Below are 20,055 nucleotides of genomic sequence, written 5' to 3'. Positions count from 1 at the left end.
CGATGTCAAAGATTGTCGCCGGACACGCCGGGGGACTGCCCCTAAAATCCGTGCCCGGATCAAATACCAGACCAACCACCGAACGCACCAAAGAAGCCATCTTCTCCTGGCTGGATTCTCGGGACTGGGTTGCCGGCAACGCGGTGCTGGACCTCTACACAGGCTCCGGTGGTTTGGCTGTTGAAGCGGCCTCCCGGGGAGCCACCAAGGTGACCGGTGTCGAGAACGCCCGGACGGCCGCTCAGGTCGCTGAAGCAAACGCTGCCATAGTCAATAAGGCATTAGGCCAACAGATCGTTGACATCAACCACATGCCGGTTCAACGCTTCTTACGGGTCACACCGGAATCCAGTTGGGATGTCATTCTGGCAGATCCACCGTATGACATCGACGAAGAGCAACTCCTGGTGACCATCACCCAGGCTTTCTATGCCTTGATGGATGATGGTCTGTTTGTACTCGAGCGTGCCGCGAAATCTGACGCACCAGAATGGCCCCGTGACACCTACGTGGTTGATGCCCGACGGTATGGTGAAGCCATGGTCTACTTCGTGCGCCGAACTGGGTATTAACTATTTGCGTAACGTCGCTGGTCGAACATAGCAGGCGCTATTTTTATGGACTACATTGACACGTATGCAACGCGCAGTATGCCCCGGTTCATTTGACCCTGTCCACAACGGCCACATCGAAATCATCATTAGAGCTGCCTCGCTTTTTGATGAAGTAGTGGTTGCCGTATCGAATAATCCGGCAAAGACTTACCGGTTCAGTCTGCAGGAACGTATGGACATGATTACCGAGACCGTTCGGGCTATCCAAGGCGTCACCGTGATTCCGATGGGCAGCGGACTGATTGCAGATTTTGCACGTGAACATGGTGCTCAAGCCTTGGTCAAAGGGGTGCGCAACTCGGGAGACCTCCAATACGAGATGCCCATGGCTACTTTCAACCGCCACCTCTCGGGGGTTGAGACAGTCTTCCTGCCAGCCGACGCTCGTTACCAACACGTCTCCTCAACGCTGGTCAAAGAAATCGTTGGGTTCAAAGGGGACATCTCGGAATTCATCCCATACGCTGTCGCCCAGCGCTTCGGTCTGAAATAGACCCCTTCAGCGGGTTTCTGCGTATCTTGGAATAATCAGAAAAGCCTCGGCGTTACATTCCTTGGTTGCCAATTTTGTCCTGACTAAATTATGGACTAGAGTTACTGGCTGGCCTTGACTGAATTTTAGCGATGCTAAGTATTCATTCATCCGGTCTAACCGGTAACATAATAGACTCGTTATATGAGCAACCAGGAGGTGCGGCTCATGTCAGAAATTAGTATTCAATCAGGAGTTACACTTCCTGATAAAACGAAACCATGGGTCCTGTCGATTACTGATCTAATCGATGCACCAGGTGCTTCCGAACAGGTTGAAGTATCCTGGCCGGCCCCAGCTGAACTTTCAGTTCCTCTTCTAGGAATTGAACGAGATTCAGCAATGCAAGTGGATATTCGCCTCGATTCAGTCCATGAAGGCGTCTTGGTCTCTGGGACCGTGGAGGGCACACTCACAGGTCAGTGCTCCCGGTGTCTAGACCCCATTACCGAAACCGTCACCATTGACATCCAAGAACTGTTCCAATTCGAGCATGATCCGATGCTTGAATCAGACGAACAACATCTCGTGGAACACGGCTTGATCAATATTGAGCCAATTATGCGTGATGCCCTGGTAACCTCATTACCGTTCCAACCTCGGTGTTCACCAGACTGTGAAGGTCTCTGTGATCAGTGCGGAGTCCGGCTCGAAGGTGCCGGCCCCGATCACCACCACGAACAGCTAGACCCGCGTTGGGCTGCATTGGCTGATTTTGCTTCGGGTAATGTAAACGAAGAAACTTCATCTGAAAATTCAGAGCAACAAGAAAAGAGATAACTGTGGCTGTACCAAAGCGGAAAATGTCCCGTTCCAACACGCGCTCACGCCGTGCACAATGGAAAGCGACCGCACCTAAACTTGTCAAGGTCGTTGAAAACGGCAAAGTAGAATACCGTCTGCCACACCAGGCACACGTCGTATCCGACTCAGCCGGCACCCCACTATTCATGGAATACAAGGGCCGCAAAGTCGCAGACATCTAAAGTGACCAGCTCAGCACATTCCAAGCCCAATATTTCGTGGGCCGCTGAGAACACAATAGAACACTTATCGAAGCATCTCGGCGTCAGTTTTGACCCCGAGATGCTTCGTCTTGCTTTAACTCACCGGTCTTACGCGTTTGAGCACGATGGGTTGCCCACCAATGAGCGGCTTGAGTTTCTCGGCGATGCAGTGCTTGGGGTTCTTGTAACGGATTACCTGTACAAGACGTTTACCGATGAAGCAGAAAACGAACTGGCCAAAAAACGCGCTTCGATCGTCTCCACGTTCGCACTAGCCTACGTCGCACGTGGAATAGATCTTGGGTCCCACATCTTCTTAGGTGAAGGGGAGATCCGTACACACGGTGGTAATAAAGATTCGATCCTGGCAGACACATTCGAGGCGCTGATCGGCGCGACATATCTGCACGCCGGATTTGATGCCGCATGGACTATCGTCAAACAGCACGTCATTCCGTTGCTGGACAACGAGCACATCATGGGAGCCGGGAAAGACTGGAAAACCCAGGTGCAAATCGCCGTGGACAAAAACGGCCTCGGGCCCATCGAATATCGGATTGAGGGGACCGGACCAGACCACGATCGCACCTTTAGCGCAACCTTGGTTGTCGGCGGTAAGAGCTACGCAACAGCACAAGCGAAAACGAAAAAAGATGCAGAACGCCTGGCCGCCTGGCACAGTTTGAGTGACATCGAAAAACCGTAATGCCTGAATTACCTGAAGTTGAAGTCGTCCGACGCGGTGTACAGCAGTGGGCCAATAATGCTCACGTTACCGCCGTTGAAATATTGGATCAACGCAGCCTGCGTCGCCACGTCGATGGTCCTGAGGATTTTATTTTTCGTCTCGTCGGCCAACGGCTCGAAGCAAGTTACCGACGCGGCAAGTATCTGTGGATTGCATTCGATGAGGGCTATCGGGCGATAGTCATTCATCTTGGCATGTCTGGCCAAGTTCTCGTGTCTGACCCTGACATCGCTGATCCGAAGCATCTGAAAATTCGCATCACGATCTGTCGCGATGATCGCGTACAAGAACTACGGTTTGTCGATCAACGAATTTTCGGCGGACTATATCTTGACACGCTGGTACCGGCACAGGATCATCCGGAAGAACTCATTCCACAGACTGTGGCACATATTGGGCGAGATCCGTTGGACCCCCTCTTTAGCGCCGAGGCCATGTTCCGCCGGCTTCGCAAGAAAAAATCCAGCCTCAAGCGTGCGTTGCTGGATCAATCAGTTTCTTCTGGAATCGGCAACATTTACGCAGACGAGGCACTATTTCGCGCTCGACTACATTATGCCAGGCCAACTGAGACCTTGACCCGTAATGAAGTCTCCAGGGTTTATACAGCTGCTGAACAGGTGATGCGTTTAGCCTTAGCGCAGGGCGGCACCTCTTTCGACACTCTATATGTGAATGTCAACGGAGAATCTGGTTACTTTGATCGTTCATTGAATGTCTATGGGCGAGAGGGCAAACCGTGCCTGGTCTGTCGAGATGACGGAACTTACACGCTCATTGTGCGTCAGAAGTTCATGAACCGGTCATCGTATTATTGTCCGAAATGTCAACCCGTACCGCGCCGTGCGCGGTGGTAAAAGCGTCTATACTCGTCCATAACAGTTTTATAACCACGCATCCGATCAGAAAGAAGCTGCCTGCATATGCGCCAACCGCCAGCACCTAAGCGTGTCGGCCGCGTTCGCTTACCTCGGCGCGGTGCAGCCCTGTCAATTGTTTGCTCAGCCGCCCTCGTGTTGGGTTCCACCGTTTTTGCGGCCTCGCAGTTCACTACCCAACTGGCAGATGATTTTGATACCAACCGCGAAGTTGTCGAAACTGGCATCAATCAGGAAACCGCCGCATTCGACGACGGGGAGATGAACATCCTGGTCTTGGGCTCAGACGCGCGCGAGGACGAGGAATCCGAAGAGCAACGTTCTGACACCATGATGCTCGTGCACGTTCCAGAATCACGTGAAGAAATGTACGTGATGTCGATTATGCGTGACCTGTGGGTTGAGATCCCAGACGTTGGGATGTCCAAAATTAACTCGGCCCAGACCTATGGTGGTTACCCGCTGACGATTAAAACCATCGAAGGTCTCACCGGAGCCGAGATCGACCACATGGTGGTCATCGATTTTGATGGCTTCCGAGACCTCACAACTGCACTTGGTGGGGTAGAAATTGACAACGATATGGCGTTCTCTGCTGGTCAGGTCAACCCCAGCTACTACCCAGAAGGCAAAATCCGGTTAGAGGGCACAGACGCCCTTCGCTTTGTTCGAGAGCGAAAAGCCTTCATCGATGGGGACTACCAACGGGTGAAGAACCAACAGAAGTTCCTAACAGGTATCGCCACTGGCGTTCTAGACTCCGCCACGCTAACGAACCCTACGAAGATCTCTGGCATGGTCAGTGCATTCACACCGTATCTCACCGTGGATGAGTCGCTAGATGCAGAAACGCTCGTCAATTACGGCCTGTCCATGAACAAGCTGCGACCATCCGCTATCACAAGCTTCACCATCCCGAACACCGGAACTGGGACAACCCCTGGGGGAGCGTCGGTGGTATGGCCTGACGAAGAAAGCCTGATCGAAATGCGCACAGCTATGGATGAAGGCACAATGGCAGAGTTCGTTGAAGAGCTTGAAGCGCGTCTCGAACAAGAACGCACTGAAGGCACTGGAGCACCTACTGAGGAAGCCCCGCTGGAAGAAGCACCCGTCACACCGGAAGATACAGTTCTGTAGTGAATCGCCGTTTACTGCTCGTTACCCATTCATATACTCCTGAATCGACTGCACCACAACGTCGGTGGAAGAAGTTCTTAGCAGGACTGGCCTCTGCTGGTTGGGATGTTGAAGTCTTAACACCTCCGGCTGATCCGCGGTATGTCGATCCCACACAGGATGGGGAACCGCATCTGCGGATACGCCGTACGCCCGACGTTGGGTTTCTGCCGGATAGCCGAGGCGGTAGATTAGCCAAAGCAGTAGTCCATGCTGTGACGTCAGTGCCCCTGTCTGTGCTCTCAGATGCGGACATTGTTGTTGCTACGGTGCCTGCACTACCCAATCTTGTAGCGGGCAGAGTGATTGCCTGGATGAAGCGTGTCCCGTTCGTGGTCGAGATGCGTGACGCCTGGCCAGATCTGATCTTTGAATCTGAAACGGGCGGCAAAGCCTTTGGCACCCTAGTTGCCGAGACCATCACTCGCATTCAGCGTTCTTCCGATCAGCTCATTGCAGTAACTCGGGGCTTTGCCGAGACCTTAGAGCAACGCAATATGCCACCGGTTGAAGTCATCTTTAATAGTCGACAAACAGACAACATCCAGCTTCTGCCAGCACGTGATCGTAACGCTGGTGAACTTAATGTGTTGTATCTAGGTAATCATGGTGAGTCCCAGCAATTAGAACTACTTATTGAAGCCGCGAGTATAGCTCGAGCGCAGAATCCAGATATTCGTATCCGATTCGTGGGTGATGGTACACAGAAACCCGCCCTGCAGGATCTTAACGATTCACTGGATAACCCTGTAGAAATGTTGGAACCCACATTCGGACACGAAACAATTGAGCAGTATCAATGGGCAGATACGTGCATGGTGAGTTTGCGTTCCGATTGGGCAAGCTTTGCTCATACGGTACCTTCAAAGACCTACGAACTACTGTCTTATGGCAAGCACATCACAGGCGTTATCTGTGGCGAGGCAGCGGAAATATTGAGGGAGTCTGGCAAGCACGCGGTGGTGCAAGATAACCCACAGTCGCTGGCTAATACCTGGCTAGGTTTGGCACAAGATCCGTATTCGACTCCTGTGCAGGAAGCGGGCCCCGCCTGGGTCGCTGAACATGCCTCGGATACGGCGCAAATAATGAAACTGGATTCAGTCTTGAAACGAAAACTTCCACAAAAAACCACGACGAATTTGCTCAAACGTTCCTCAACAGCGGCGTCAATCTCAGCTACGGCTGCATTAGAGCACCTAAAAAATAACCGAGCGTTATTTGGCTTACTCGTCCTGCGCCGTTTGCCGCAGCGACTGCGCGAACCAATAGCTACAGCCGCCTCGAACTTCAACGGTGGACCGCTCGACACGGTTTCCGCCGTTGGTAAGGCAGTGCTCGGCCGAACCGATGAACTCAAATCACAGGCGAGCTCCCTACTTGGCAAACGTGGCAGCGACCGGAAAATCATCGACTACGCTCGGGTCTTTATTGCTCTTGGCGACCTGGAGACTGCTGAGTGGTTGCTTGATCGAGTGCGGCCGAACACCCGGGGCCTTGTTGCGGCACGCGCTTGGGTGTCATGGACCCGTGGGGATATGGAGCAGGCCGTGGAACTCATGAAGACCGCTGAGCGAGAACGAAAAACGGTGGAACGCTGGTCCTCTGAGCTCCACAGTTTCCAAGGTGCCATGCCGCATCTGCGCTCGGTAGACGATTATCAGCCGAGAAACGAGCGCGTCTTACATGTCCTGACGAACTCGCTGCCGCATACGCCTTCTGGCTATGCTCAGCGTTCACATTCCATCATGCTGGCGCTGCAAGACCTCGGATGGGATCTGTCGGCAGTGACGAGAATTGGCTGGCCCATCACCACCGGGGCGCTGCTTGCTGAGTCTCAGGATTTCGTCGACGGTATTGCGTATCAGCGGTTATTGCCTCAACAATTAGAGACACACTTCAGTGAGCGATTGCAGCAAAACGCCGAAATGCTCCTCCAACACGTTCTGTGGAAACGTCCCGCACTCCTGCATACCACCACACACTGGACCAACGCAGTCGTAGTCCAGGCTGTTGCCAACGCTGTTGGTATCCCGTGGGTGTATGAGGTACGAGGCCAATTAGCTGACACATGGGCCTCCACCCGGGATGAAGATGCAATCCACTCGGACTATTACCGTTTATTCCAAGCGCGTGAAAAAGATGCGACCTTAGCTGCTGACGGCTTAGTGACTTTGGGGGAGCAGATGAAGGCGAACCTGGTCGATTTCGGTGCTGACAGCGAAAGCATCGTATTGTCTCCCAATGCTGTGGGTGGCCAATTTCTTCAGGAACCAGGCGACACGACGCAAGCACGCATCGATCTTGGCCTCGACCCAGAACTCGAATATGTGGGCACTGTCAGCTCATTAGTTCCGTATGAGGGTATCGAGACTGTCGTTCAAGCAGCCGCAAAAATCATGCCAGAACGTCCGAAACTGCGGTTATTAATCGTAGGAGATGGCACAGCATTACCAAATATTGTAGAAACCGCAAGAAAGCTTGGTATTGAAGACCGAGTGATTGCGCCAGGCCGCGTCGATCGAGACGAGTCTCACCTTTATCATCAGGCACTCGATATTTTCGTGGTGCCAAGGATCTCTACCAAAGTCACCCGAATGGTGACCCCTATGAAGTCCGTCGAAGCTTCGGCCAGCGCTAAGCCAGTCATCGCTTCCGATTTGCCTGCATTATCCGAATTAGTCCATCATGAAAAGACCGGACTTCTGGTGCCTGCGGAAGATCCGGCGGCCTGGGCAGCAGCCATAGCGAGTTTGCTGGATAACCCTGATCTTGCACGACAGATGGGTCAGGCTGGAAGACAGTGGGTTTTAGAGGAACGCACATGGCAGGCAAATGCCAAAAAATACGATGAACTTTATCGTCAGATTTTGGCGAGATAACAGAAGAAATCCAGTTAGGTGACCGACTTCGATGGGCTGACGTTGGTTTTGACTTATAATAGTCAGCTGGATAGCTTGGAATCTTTATTGACTCCAGCAACGTTTGGTACCAATCCGTGCCGTGAGAAGGATAGTGAATGTCGAATATTTCCAGTGTTGCCGTGATCGGGCTGGGCTACATCGGGTTGCCCACGGCGGCGATCTTGGCCGACAATGGGCTGCGCGTCTACGGTGTAGACGTCAACCCGGCAACGGTCGAGGCGGTCAATGCCGGATCGGTGCCGTTTGTGGAACCCGAACTGGGCGATTATGTGGCCCGTAATGTGGCCGCCGGCCGGCTGACTGCGACCACCGAGCCCCCGGCCGCTGATGCCTACATCGTGGCGGTGCCGACTCCGTTTTTGGCCAATAAGACCCCGGATCTGTCGTATATTGAGGCCGCCGGGCGTACCCTGGCCGCCCAGTTATCCGGTGATGAGCTCATTATTTTGGAGTCGACGTCGCCTCCCGGAGCGACGGAACGGCTGGCCGAGGTCATTCACGAGCAACGCCCGGATCTGGCCGCGGCGGGCAGCCTGCAGTTTGCCCACGCCCCGGAACGCGTGTTGCCGGGCAAGGTGATGCAGGAATTGGTCACCAATGACCGGATCATTGGCGGGTCTACCCCCGAAGCTGCCGAGCGGGCCGTGGCGGTGTATCGCACGTTCTGTGAGGCTGAGCTGGTGACCACGGATCCGCGGACTGCGGAGATGTCGAAACTGGTGGAAAACTCCTTCCGCGATGTCAATATCGCCTTTGCCAATGAGTTGTCGATGATTGCCGATGAGATCGGTGTGGATGTGTGGGAAGTCATCGAGCTGGCCAACCGGCACCCACGGGTCAATATTCTGCAGCCCGGCCCCGGCGTCGGCGGGCACTGTATCGCCGTAGACCCGTGGTTTATTGTTGCCGCCGCCCCCGATACGGCCACCATTATCCGCAACGCCCGGGAAATCAATGACGCCAAACCCGACTGGGTGATCCGTCAAATCAAGGCCGAAGCCTTTGACGTCCACCAGGCCACCGGGCGCACCCCGGTGATTGCCACCCTGGGGCTGGCATTCAAACCGAATATTGATGACCTCCGTGAATCGCCGGCCCTGAACATTACCGAAGCCCTGGCCACCGAATTCACCGGTTCCAAGATCCTCGCGGTGGAGCCTCATATTGATGCGCTGCCGGCTCGCCTGCAAGGCTTCGACAACCTAACCCTGGCCGGCGTCCACGAGGCCATCGACGCGGCCGACATTGTCGTACTGCTCGTCGACCACGCTGCCTTCGCCGACCTGGGACCCAAAGCCTACGAGAAACGCGTCATCGACACCCGCGGCCAATGGCGCGACAGCAAGTAGACTGTCCAAATATGAGCAAAAACTTAGACGAAGCTAGTCTTGAGACTCTTCAACAACGTCTTCTTGAAGAGCTTGAGGCCCAACAACGTCTGCAAACGGAACTCACTGTTGCACTCGAAAGTGAGCGGAATCTTCGTCTGGAAAACGACTTACTGTGGGCCTATCTACAACGTAAGCACCCTAATCGCGTGAATGATGCCAAAGGGTTGCTGAAACGCATAACGGAAGGCAGCGATCTTGCCGTTGAACTTCAAAAACCGGAAGAAGCGAATGCGCCAAAGAATCGATCCTTGCGCAAACGCGTTCGAGGCGCACTCGGCAAACTCCCCGGGGTGCATCGCGCCTACCACGGTCTCAAAAATCGCGGAAAGTAGTCCGTTTCTACGCTCCCTTACATAGCATAAAGAAGGTGTTTCAATTATGGGTCTGGCACCAGAGTCTTCACCACGCCGATTCGATGTCCTCCAGAAGCGCCTCGATGAATTGTCGTTGCAAAAGCGAGCAGTCGCTAAACGTGCAGTGGTCTATCAAGATCTCGTTTCAAGAAGTCCCTTGGAACAGATCACAGCGATCAAGGCGCAGCCGATCAATGAACGACTTCAGTATGCTTTGTCGGCGCCTACGGGACAAGAACTTCGAGCAGCTCTTCTAGAACAGATCGCAGGCTTGCCACCAGCAAGTGCAGGTATTGCGAATAAACCCTTCACCACCAAGATTGGTATTATCGCCGATCTGTTTCTCTATAAAAGCTTTGAAGGCCTCGCGGACTTCCAACCGATCTATCCGGATAACTACACGCAGTTTCCTGATCTAGATATCTTGTTGATGGTCTCAACTTGGCGGGGTATTGATGGGGTGTCCTGGAAAGGTGTCACGACCAAGACCAGCGAGAAACGAGAGAAGCTCTTCGAAGAGATTCTGCCCTATTATCGTGCCCTAAATGTACCGATTGTCTTCTATTCAAAAGAAGATCCGCCAAACTACAATCATTTCCTGCCATTTGCTCAGCAGGCTGATCATATTTTCACATCAGCCGAAGAAATGATTCCGAAATACCAGCGTGATTGCCCCGGTGCCAAGAGCATTGATGTCTTGCCGTTTGGGATTAACCCGAAGCATCATTCTCCCATTGGAAGCCAACAAGGAGACATCCAACGGATCGTTCCGTTTGCCGGTTCATGGTTTAACCATAAATATGAAGACCGTAGCCGCTGGGGTAATGAGATTCTGGATGCAGTCGTTGCGTCAGACCGTTACGATCTCGTTATTTTTGACCGCAACTCCGGTCTTGAAGATGAGCGCTATAAATTTCCGAATCGTTTTGCTCATATCACCACTCCAGCAATAGATCATCAGTCATTGCTGGATATTCAACGGCTGGCAGATGTGAGCATTAACTTCAATTCGGTTTCGAGTTCATCGTCGATGTTTGCGAATCGCGCTATAGAACTTCAAGCCCAGGGCACATTCGTGCTGAGTAACTACAACGTTGGGTTGAATTCACGCTATCCTCACGTGCATATCAGCAACGGTTTTACCGACACACTCGCCGCCCTCAATAACCTCAGCGACAAGCACATCAGAGCGATTCAGGCGGACGGTATTCGCACGGTGTTCTCCAATGATCTAGCACTGATGCGCATTGCAAAGATCATCGAAACAGTCGGTAGCACCGCACGAATCGCAGACCCACGGGTTGTCATCCTCAAACATGATGACGATGAATACCTGAGCACCGAACTCAAACGCCAGACCTATGGCAACATCGTTGATGTTGTCGGGACAGAATCCATATCAGACGTACACCAGTTACAGACGCAAGCGGACGTCATTGTTCACGTCGGCACGGATTACGAATACGCCCCGACTCACGTAGAAGATCTTGTGAATGCGTTTCGCTACACCGACGCACGCACTGTCGAGAAGATCCCATCAGGTATTGGACACTCGATCCGGCATACCTACGCAGAACCCACAAACGTATCGACTATGGGGGCAGAGTTTATTGCCGATGCCCCTGCCAACATCAATCCGAGAAATGGCTATCGGATTGATGAAATCGGAATTACAGCTCGAGACTCATCTCTTGAGCTGACAGACGAGCCAGAACGTTCGAAGAAACAGGCTATTCTTTCCGTGGTTGTCCCGATTTACAACAACGGTCCGCATTTATTACATAAGTGCATCGCTTCCCTTCGTAGATCCAGCATCTTCGAGCAGCTGGAAATTGTACTTGTGGACGATGGCTCTACCGATATTGCTACCACGCAAGCGATTGATCAACTTGAGCGTGAGCTGAACTGGGTTCAGGTCTATCGTTTTGAGCCAGGCGGATCTGGCAGCGCATCGCGGCCACGCAATAAAGGGCTCGAATTGGCAAGCTGCGACTACGTGACGTATCTTGACCCTGATAATGAAGCGCTCAACGACGCATACGTGAAACTCCTGCATACCGTGATCGAAGCAGACGTTGATTTTGCGGTGGGAGATATGACGAGATGGCGGGGAAGTAATGCCGCTGTTCGCTACACCAAGTTCCTCCAAGATCGTCTTGGTATTGAAGGTCATGTCGGTCGTGGGGGAGCCCAAGCTCTCGTGGATATGCAATTTATGCCCATCAGTATTCAGGCGTTGGTGGCTCGTACCGATTGGTTGCGGGCTACCGGTATTTCACAACCTGTAGGGGCTGTAGGACAGGATTCATATTTTTTCCAACAGATGTTGTACTACGCCGATACCTTTGCAATCTTGAAACTGGCTGCACATACTTACTATGCGCAAGTTGAGAATTCAGTAGTCAACACGGTCAACGCTAGATTCTTCGACAAATACTTGCCATTAGAACAAGCAAGAAGCGAATGGCTGAGCGAAGTCGGTTTGCTTGCCAAATACCGCGAAACCCGTATGGAAACATTCTTCACAGGATGGTATCTGCGGAAGTTGGCAGATGTACCTGCAGACCAACGCTCCGGAGCTATTGAGACGATTGCGAAACTGGGTCAAATGTATGAAGAACACGACTGGCAGTCTCAAGAAGCCCAAGAGTTTTGGGCCGTAACCGTGAGCGAAGTGACCGAGCAGCAGACGAGCGGGGACAATTAGATATGGCACTGCAAGGCTGGCAACGACAGTATCTGGACGCGTTACTGCGGTCCAGAATACATCGAATTGCACAATTTGAGTCCCTCGAATTCTTCTCTTCAATTATCGACGAACCAGCTGACGGGATACAAGAGCTCCTCTTACATCGGCTTATAGCGGGTTTAGAGAGTGTGTCCGACGCAATCAAGCTTTTGGATACCATTCGTCACACGAGCTGGAAGAAGTACGGACCTCGGGTCCTAGCGCGCATCGGGGATACGGAAGCTGTCTTGAAACTCCGCCCAGATCTGGCAGAGCACTTCCAAATACTCCGGGAACGCACCGGTTACACCACGTATTCGATCAAAGACTGGCGACTCATCGGTGACGGCACTAATCTTCGCCGTCCTGATGCTCCGGTTTGGAGCGGTCGAACTACCTCCATCCAGAAGTTGGTGGAACGGACCAAGATTCAAAAATTCGGCATAGAAGATATTGGTGCTGTTCTGCAACATTATTTTGAAGCAGGCATTCGGGTCTTCCAGCTTGCCATCATTACCTTTGCGGCCGAAGAAAACGAGTGGGCGCGAGTTCTTCACCAAGTGCTTGCTGCTCCCTGTCTAGAGATCAGTGTAGAACCCCACACTCCGGATAATTTTGTTTTATCAACCCCTGCAGCGCTGTGGACCCCATACTGGCGGATTGCGACAGAACCAGAAGCCATCAATAGATGGGATGTCACTGAAGTTCATACCGGTCAAAAGCTCCATGGGCTTGGGTCGGCCGGAATATATGATCAGATTAGCGTACTACTCGCGGTATCAGGTCTCCTTCGTGAAGGTATCAATCTCTGTCCTATAGACGATGGGCTGGTTCGAGCCATGACCCCATCTCAACCTATCTGGGGATTTCGCCGCCGGGAATTTTCTGCATCTCGCACGACGTATCAAGCTGATGACGTAAGAGCTCTTGCTTTAGCCTTCTTGGGGAAGCTACCAGCTACTCAACGTGTCAGCATGTTTCGTTCTAGACTGGCAATGCGGTTGGTGGGAGAAGCTTGGATCCATCGAAATAGTGCCTCAGAGCTTTCCGAAAGTGGCAGTTACTATCAGCACCTCGTTCGAACCGCACAACTTTTTGGCGAAAATCGCTTCTCAGAGGTTACCGATTACATCAACCAAACTCCTTATGGATCCGAACCTGCTTTTCGCTTCTTTTTAGGTGAAGCTCAGGCGGCTCTGGCACTGGTCGACCGTGTAGTGCACCTTCCATCCACCGTAGACGTTGCTCAGGTTGCGAACCCGGATGAGATACTCTGCGTGACCCACGCTTCTGTACCGGATCAGACCGGTGGCTACGCCATCCGTGCCCATGGAATCCTGAAATCCTTGCGGAATGCTGGCATACAGATCACGGCCGTGACCCGCCCAGGTTTTCCAGCGGGTGCCTTAACAGAGCCGTCTACAGTGACTGTTGACGAAGTCGTGTACCAACGCCTTCCTGCTACTGACGTCACCCGAAACCACGGCGAAATCCGCTACATGATGTCATTCGTCGAACCGTTTAAAGCTCTGTTCAAGCAACGTGGGATTGGAATTATCCATGTCAGATCGACGTTTTTGATCGCATTACCCGCGCTGATCGCAGCACGTGAACTCGGTCTAAAAGTCCTTTATGAAGTCAGCGGCCTTTGGGAGTTGGTATATCAAGATCGTGAGTATGCGTCGCACTTGCTCAAGAGGTCAGCATTTGCAGAACTTGCTGAAACGCTTATCATGACGAAGGTCGATCAACTGGTGGTCATGAACGAGGCAGTGCGACAGATCGCTATCGATCGCGGAGTAGACGTAGATAAAATCCAGGTTGCTCCCAACGCGGTCAACGTAGATAGTTTTACACCGTTACCCCTACCCGATAACGAAGTATTCACCATCGGATATCTCGGCAGTTTCCAAGACTACGAGGGACTTGAGGACATTGTCGAAGCAGTCAAGATCCTCATTGCCGATGGAACTCGGGTCCGTGTCCGTATGGTGGGAGACGGGCTACAATACAATGCCGTTCGTTCCCTTATCAAAACATCGGGTCTTGAGGAAGTATTTGAACTCACGGGGAGAGTCCCTCACGAAGCAGTGATAGACCAGTATATGCAAATGGACGTCTTGGTCTATCCACGACGATCGACCGGAGCTACCGAAACGATCACGCCCCTGAAGCCGTTTGAAGCGCTGGCTCTGGCCAAACCCATTATCGTCAGCGACGTGGAACCACTTTTAGAAATTACTGGAAATAATGAACGTGGCCTCGTATTCCGAAGTGGCGATGTAGAAGATTTTGCGCGTGCTATTCAGCGGCTCATAGATGAGCCAGGATTGCGAAGTACACTGGGACAACATGGCCGTGAATGGGTCGTTGAGAACCGGAACTGGGGTATCGTAGTCAAGACTTTTGTCGAAAGCTACCAGCATCTGACAGCATCATAGACTACAGTCATACACAGCTCAATTGGTGAAGAATCTCTATGTCCTTCGGGTTTGTCCTCTGAATTAGGGCAAGATCTGAGCATAGTATTAACTGGGAAGTTTCACCGTCACATCAGGACTGGAGAACACACATGACGCGATTGCGTAAAATCAGCCTCGTAGGTATTGTTACCCTCCTGGTGCTGGCTGTGATCGGGACCTTAGCAGTGGCATACGAGCAGTGGGTACTTGTCGCGGTTACGGGTTACATCGCCCTTCTGCTGACAGTCATATTTATCTTCTTTGGTATTCAGTTCATGACACACAACGTTCGCACCAGTGAACGTAACGCGAAAACTACAACGCAAAAACTAGCTGCAAGAATCAACGTAGCGACGCAGGGTTTTGAAAAGTCTCATGCGCAGCTGCAACGACAGGTCCGAAGGACAGACGAGTTGGTTCGTGATTCAAAGGATTATTCACAACGGGCCCACAACCAAGTCAAATCAAGAATAGAGGACCTGGAACAAACTCTTCGAAACATCCTGCGTGATAACGCCCGGAACGTCCGAGCCACTGTGCGGGACAGCACACATGAAATCGAAGCGATGCTGCAATTATACGGACGGTATGACGATCTCAAACTGCCAATGCCGAACACCGGGGGCTTTGCCATCGACGCGCAAGCGCTAGGACATCTCGTAACGCTGGTTGAAGAGCATAAACCGAAGCGTATTCTTGAGTTGGGCAGCGGTACCTCAACCATCTGGTTGGGCTATTTGTGTCGAGCATACGGTGGCCAACTGGTTTCTCTAGACCACTTAGAAAAATATTTAGCGCTTACGAAGCAAGCAATTGCACGTCATCAGCTCGAAGAACAGGTAGATTGTCGTTTCGCACCTCTGGAGAATACCGAATGCGACGGACGTACATTTAACTGGTATTCTACCGATGCCTTAGCAGACCAGCATGACATTGAACTGCTCCTCGCTGACGGGCCACCACAAGCAACAGGACCCCAGGCACGTTACCCATCTTTGCCGAAGCTTGTTGACCGTCTGGCTCCAGATGCCCTCGTTATTCTTGATGATGCCCATCGGAAAGACGAAGCTGACATAGTTGACGCTTGGCTGGAAGCCTACCCGGATTTTCATCGGATTGAGCATGGGACTAGCCGTCTGGCGGTATTACAGCGACGTAGCAACTAGCTGGATCGCAAAACGAGGCAACTATGCATTCGAGACCTCATGTTCTTTGAGGAATCTCATGAAGTCGGCACTGTAGGATCTTGCGAAATCACTTGATAGATGATGATGGTCGTAGCGTGTGATCAGTCCACCGACCATGCTGTAGCAGCGTTCCTCATCGCATAAACCAGCGGTAGGGTCATAGAAATTCACAGATGATTCTTGGTGTTGAGCGGTATCCGTGAGGATGGTTCCCCGGTCACCAATCAGGTCATCGGCACTTTGAGAACATTCTTCGACCAGTTGACCTGGATTTGAGGCGATGCAGGTAGGCACATTGATATCGTTGAAATGTGGGACTTCACCCATGACGACGACCTCTTTGTCGGCATCCGCCCATGTCGCCCACATATCAGCCACCGCTTGCGACGTAGTTGCCTCTGAGCTCCTGCCGTCCTCGTCGTAAAAGGTCCTATCGGTGGGAGAGGCTGCGGTGACGATGACATCGAGGTCGGCATCTTGTTGGAATTCTTCTGAAGAGTCGGCCACGAATTCAGCACAAGCGTCTGCAGCGTCGCGTCCTGAGCCACTTGTTTCAGGGGCAGCGCTTGACAGCGGTACTGGGGTACAGCCGCTCTTCGTGTAGCCCTGAATATTCCAGTTGTTTTCCTTGCCAAGCTCATCAAATAGTGGCAGCCATGCTCGTGCATGAGAGTCGCCTATGACCGCAACTTTGAGGTCTGCCGAATCTTCAGGAGCGCCTAAACTACAGTCTGAACGATCGAAATCAGTGTATCCATCGGGGATATTGCATTCGGGATAGGTCGGTTCTTCAGCTTCTTGTTGCACTTGTGTCGCCGGGATCTTCGGCTCACCGCTGGTACCCGGATCCTCACAATTTGCTAAGAATGCATCAGCACCGACACAATCGGAAATGGCGATTTCTTCGTGTGTTTCCGGGGCCAGCAGTTGCGGTGTAATGAACGTAACGGCTCCAATAAGCGCCATGTTTGAGGCCATAAGGGTGAAGGCTCGCCGTGGCACCTTGAACGGTTTAGCTCGTCGCAAGGGATCCTCAATGAGTTTCTGAGAAGCCGCCGAAAGGACAAACGTGACGACGATGATCACAAGTTTGTGGTACCACACGAAGGGATCCAACTGATAAGTTGCCACAATGATGAGCGGCCAATGCCATAGGTAGATGGCGTAAGACCAGTCACCCATACGAACAGAAGGTCTTAGCGAAGCCCACCAGTAGACGCCAGTGCCGGTGTGGTGCGAGCCATAGCGGATAAAAAGCGCTGCACCAATGACCGGGAGAAGTGCCGTATAGCCCGGAAACGGCGTCTCGCCGCTATAGAGCAGCCCCGCGATCACAATCGCGACGATGCCGGACCAACCCAGCGCATTTTGCCATGCAACGGGTATCCTAGACGTAGCCGGCAGCATAGCCAGCAGCCCACCGATTGCAAATTCCCAAAAACGAGTCGGTGTGACAAAATACGCTTGCGCAGGATTGTAGTTGGTGAACCCAACCGAGAATACAAACGACAAGATGATGATGGCAGCGAGAGACCAGATGATCACCCGGCGAGCACGCTGCTCTTGTTCTAACTGTGTCCCCCTATTCTTCGACAGAACATACATGCCGACGAAGATGAGCGGTAGCAAGATATAGAACTGTTCTTCAATCGATAACGACCAGTAGTGCTGGACCAACGAGGGCTCATTATCTGCTGCCATGTAGTCCACCGAATCAGAAGCTAATACCCAGTTTTCCACATAGAATAACGATCCCAGCAACTGTCGGACATTCATCGACCAGACCGTTTGGGGGAGGAACAACAGCATAGCTACGAGCGAGAACACTAAGACCGTAAAAGCCAATGGCAGCAAGCGCATCACACGGCGGGCCCAAAACTTGGGTAGGGATATTCGACCAGTTTGGGCCAATTCCCGATAGAGATGGCCTGTGATTAAGAACCCCGACACCACAAAGAAAACGTCAACGCCGACGAAGCCGCCACTGAAGCTGTTCGGCCAAAGGTGATACAGCAAAACAAGTCCGACAGCTACGGCACGTAATCCCTGAAGTTCGGAACGAAACGAGCTTCTGATAGGAGCCGCCGACTGCGTTGGTTGGATTGTCTTGCTCAGCATGCTTTGACAATAGTGATCATGGACTCACGAGGCAAACCAGATCACTGGTCTTCAGCGTCTTTGACGGGAGTACTCAGGGTACTCCCTGAGAGTTATGATTTTCTGATTTTCCGCTTTTGTAGACGTGTTCGGCTTAGACCGACATTCAAACGGTAGACACCTTGTGGTGATCTGATATCTAACTTGAAGGATTTCATCTTAGAACGTCTTTTGAGTGAGATATCCAAGCTCTGAACCGCCGACGTTGAAATAACCACAATAGATTCTGCCTGGTCAGCGGTAAAATTCGCGTGCACCGAGGTGCCATCTTTCATTCTTTTCCATCGAATACCAATGAGTCCGCGCTTAGACTTGGTCTTTCGGTTTCCTTTGACGATGTCGAATGTGGGATGATCTCCAAACCACCGCATCACAACCTGGCGGGTATCATCCGTCAGTTGGAGTGAGGTGGGATCATTTTGAGATACTTCAACACCGATGTCGATGAGCCATTGCTGACGGATCTTTTGTTGTTTGTCGGTTTGCACCCGATCCCAGATGACCCAGCAGTCCATATCGGGAAGATATATGACACGGCGAAGCCATCGTGCCGATTCAAAATTTTCATCATGAATTTCAATGGCATGGAGAGTGTCATCGTGCTGGACGAGCCGGGCAGGAACGTCGCCTGATTTGTCATATCTTTGCTCTGAAAGATTGACGAGGCTATGAGCAGACCTTGATTTGGTGTAGTCGCGGTCACGACTGCGGTGCTGATAACTGTGGAATCCGCCGTCTGTAATCCACCTGCGACCTTGGGTGTAAATATGGACGCTACCCCGGTCATTATGTGAATGTCTTTCTAGATCGGGGCCATGTCTAACAATGGTGTGGGATTCGTCTTTGAGGGGGCGTTGCTCGCCCCAGCCGCTGCGAGAGACTGTCAAGCCATTAGGGAAGTGTCGAAAAAGCGCGAGGTTAGTGTCCTCAACTTCGCCTTGCATGACCTGATCAATTAGGGGATGGATACCTGAGCGGCCTTTGCCTCGCCCTCCATCGCCAATTTGAGGCATGGTTTTGTCTGGCAAGATGAGGTAGGCCATTGTTTCCCCAGCCTTGTCTAAACGTTCGAGAGCTTCGGTAGGAAAGTCGTAGCCTTCGAGCTGCAGTCTTTCACGAGCCTGCAACCACCATACGAGGTTGTATTGATGGTAAGCGACCGAGCCCTCTTCGTTGAGACCTTCGCTATCGAAAGCATCGAGTATTTGAGCACCTAGACGCTCAATGGAACGCTGCACGCCTGCCTCGTCGCTGAGTACAGACGAGACAACGAAGAGACCGAGGTTTTGGTGCAGTCCGTGGTTGCCTGGCACGATATTTGAATTATCGAACAACCAATTTCTGTGCATGGCCAGAAAATCGACATACCATTGATCATCCTGGTCCATCAGTGGCGCACCGAGGCTTGTTTGGATAGCCCGGTTGCCATCCGTCATGTCCATCCATGCGTACTTGTCCTCAGCGCGTTTCGGAGGGATATTAGTTTCAGCCCACGAGCGAACGATCCGTTTCCATTCCGTCTTGGAATCTTCATCGCCGTCGAGTGCTTCCCACAGATACGGATTAATCCAACGAAGCGTATGAAATTGAAAGCGCCAATTCAGGTCAGTAAATGGGTCGGCGGTCCAGTCCGTGTAATCTCCAGTCCAGGAGTTATGAGGCGGAAGAGTGACTGTATTTTCTTTGAGTTCGGCTAACAGTTGAGGGGTTTGCTCGTTGCGACTGTAGTTCTTGCCAATCGTAGCTTGGCGCTTTGCAGCTGCACGGTTGAGATCTCTGATCCTAAAGTCGTGCTGTTGATAGTCCTTGCCGGTTGGCGCTTGAACATGATCACGCGATGGAGTGATTGTATTTTTACGAGCGAACCTATAGAGACGCTTCAACCAAGCGCGCAT

At 52.1% G+C, this 20,055-nt stretch carries 15 protein-coding genes; 13 read left to right on the top strand and 2 right to left on the bottom strand.

What is annotated here, in order from left to right; all coding sequences use genetic code 11:
- Positions 1–2 precede the first annotated feature (2 nt).
- The 13 genes from A6F49_RS16520 to A6F49_RS16460 all read left to right on the top strand — a co-directional run bounded on the left by A6F49_RS16520 (position 3) and on the right by A6F49_RS16460 (position 15,982).
- Positions 3–572 carry an RsmD family RNA methyltransferase gene (locus A6F49_RS16520; RefSeq protein ID WP_043055767.1) on the top strand — a complete coding sequence of 190 codons (570 nt, stop codon included), beginning with the start codon at positions 3–5 and terminating at the stop codon, positions 570–572.
- 64 nt (positions 573–636) lie between these two features.
- Positions 637–1,107 (top strand): pantetheine-phosphate adenylyltransferase, encoded by a 471-nt coding sequence (gene coaD, locus A6F49_RS16515; RefSeq protein ID WP_043055766.1) that lies wholly within the window; start codon positions 637–639, stop codon positions 1,105–1,107.
- A 207-nt stretch (positions 1,108–1,314) separates the two neighbouring features.
- Positions 1,315–1,926, top strand: coding sequence for a YceD family protein (locus A6F49_RS16510; RefSeq protein WP_043055765.1), 612 nt, complete (start codon positions 1,315–1,317; stop codon positions 1,924–1,926).
- 2 nt (positions 1,927–1,928) lie between these two features.
- Positions 1,929–2,132, top strand: a complete 204-nt coding sequence (gene rpmF, locus A6F49_RS16505) for a 50S ribosomal protein L32 (RefSeq protein ID WP_043055764.1) — start codon at positions 1,929–1,931, stop codon at positions 2,130–2,132.
- A gap of 1 nt (position 2,133) precedes the next feature.
- Entirely contained in the window at positions 2,134–2,859 is a 726-nt protein-coding gene (gene rnc / locus A6F49_RS16500; RefSeq protein WP_082911879.1) for a ribonuclease III, read from the top strand.
- Positions 2,859–3,758 carry a bifunctional DNA-formamidopyrimidine glycosylase/DNA-(apurinic or apyrimidinic site) lyase gene (gene mutM / locus A6F49_RS16495; protein ID WP_043055763.1) on the top strand — a complete coding sequence of 300 codons (900 nt, stop codon included), beginning with the start codon at positions 2,859–2,861 and terminating at the stop codon, positions 3,756–3,758. The genes rnc and mutM overlap by 1 nt, the downstream gene beginning before the upstream one ends.
- A gap of 66 nt (positions 3,759–3,824) precedes the next feature.
- Positions 3,825–4,919, top strand: coding sequence for an LCP family protein (locus A6F49_RS16490; RefSeq protein WP_052499984.1), 1,095 nt, complete (start codon positions 3,825–3,827; stop codon positions 4,917–4,919).
- On the top strand, positions 4,919–7,840 hold the full coding sequence (locus tag A6F49_RS17555) for a glycosyltransferase (RefSeq protein ID WP_082911878.1): 2,922 nt from the start codon (positions 4,919–4,921) through the stop codon (positions 7,838–7,840). Before A6F49_RS16490 ends, A6F49_RS17555 begins: the two co-directional genes overlap by 1 nt.
- A 137-nt stretch (positions 7,841–7,977) precedes the next feature.
- The gene (gene wecC, locus A6F49_RS16480) at positions 7,978–9,231 is read left to right on the top strand and encodes a UDP-N-acetyl-D-mannosamine dehydrogenase (RefSeq protein WP_067605892.1); all 1,254 of its coding nucleotides are present in this window, start codon (positions 7,978–7,980) and stop codon (positions 9,229–9,231) included.
- Between the two features lie 11 nt (positions 9,232–9,242).
- The gene (locus A6F49_RS16475) at positions 9,243–9,605 is read left to right on the top strand and encodes a hypothetical protein (RefSeq protein ID WP_043056621.1); all 363 of its coding nucleotides are present in this window, start codon (positions 9,243–9,245) and stop codon (positions 9,603–9,605) included.
- A 46-nt stretch (positions 9,606–9,651) separates the two neighbouring features.
- Positions 9,652–12,333 carry a glycosyltransferase family A protein gene (locus tag A6F49_RS16470; RefSeq protein WP_052499983.1) on the top strand — a complete coding sequence of 894 codons (2,682 nt, stop codon included), beginning with the start codon at positions 9,652–9,654 and terminating at the stop codon, positions 12,331–12,333.
- A 2-nt stretch (positions 12,334–12,335) separates the two neighbouring features.
- Positions 12,336–14,795, top strand: a complete 2,460-nt coding sequence (locus A6F49_RS16465; RefSeq protein WP_043055760.1) for a glycosyltransferase — start codon at positions 12,336–12,338, stop codon at positions 14,793–14,795.
- Between the two features lie 131 nt (positions 14,796–14,926).
- The gene (locus A6F49_RS16460; protein WP_052499982.1) at positions 14,927–15,982 is read left to right on the top strand and encodes an O-methyltransferase; all 1,056 of its coding nucleotides are present in this window, start codon (positions 14,927–14,929) and stop codon (positions 15,980–15,982) included.
- Positions 15,983–16,003: 21 nt separating this feature from the next.
- Here A6F49_RS16460 and A6F49_RS16455 read toward each other — a convergent pair whose 3' ends face one another.
- On the bottom strand, positions 16,004–18,121 hold the full coding sequence (locus A6F49_RS16455; RefSeq protein WP_082911877.1) for an acyltransferase family protein: 2,118 nt from the start codon (positions 18,119–18,121) through the stop codon (positions 16,004–16,006).
- 92 nt (positions 18,122–18,213) lie between these two features.
- Positions 18,214–20,055, bottom strand: coding sequence for a heparinase II/III family protein (locus A6F49_RS16450; RefSeq protein ID WP_043055758.1), 1,842 nt, complete (start codon positions 20,053–20,055; stop codon positions 18,214–18,216).

The organism is Enteractinococcus helveticum (assembly GCF_001657475.1).
Taxonomy (GTDB): Bacteria; Actinomycetota; Actinomycetes; order Actinomycetales; family Micrococcaceae; genus Yaniella; species Yaniella helvetica.
Note: the sequence above shows the minus strand (reverse complement) of the source record. Positions and strands in the feature narration are given on the sequence as shown.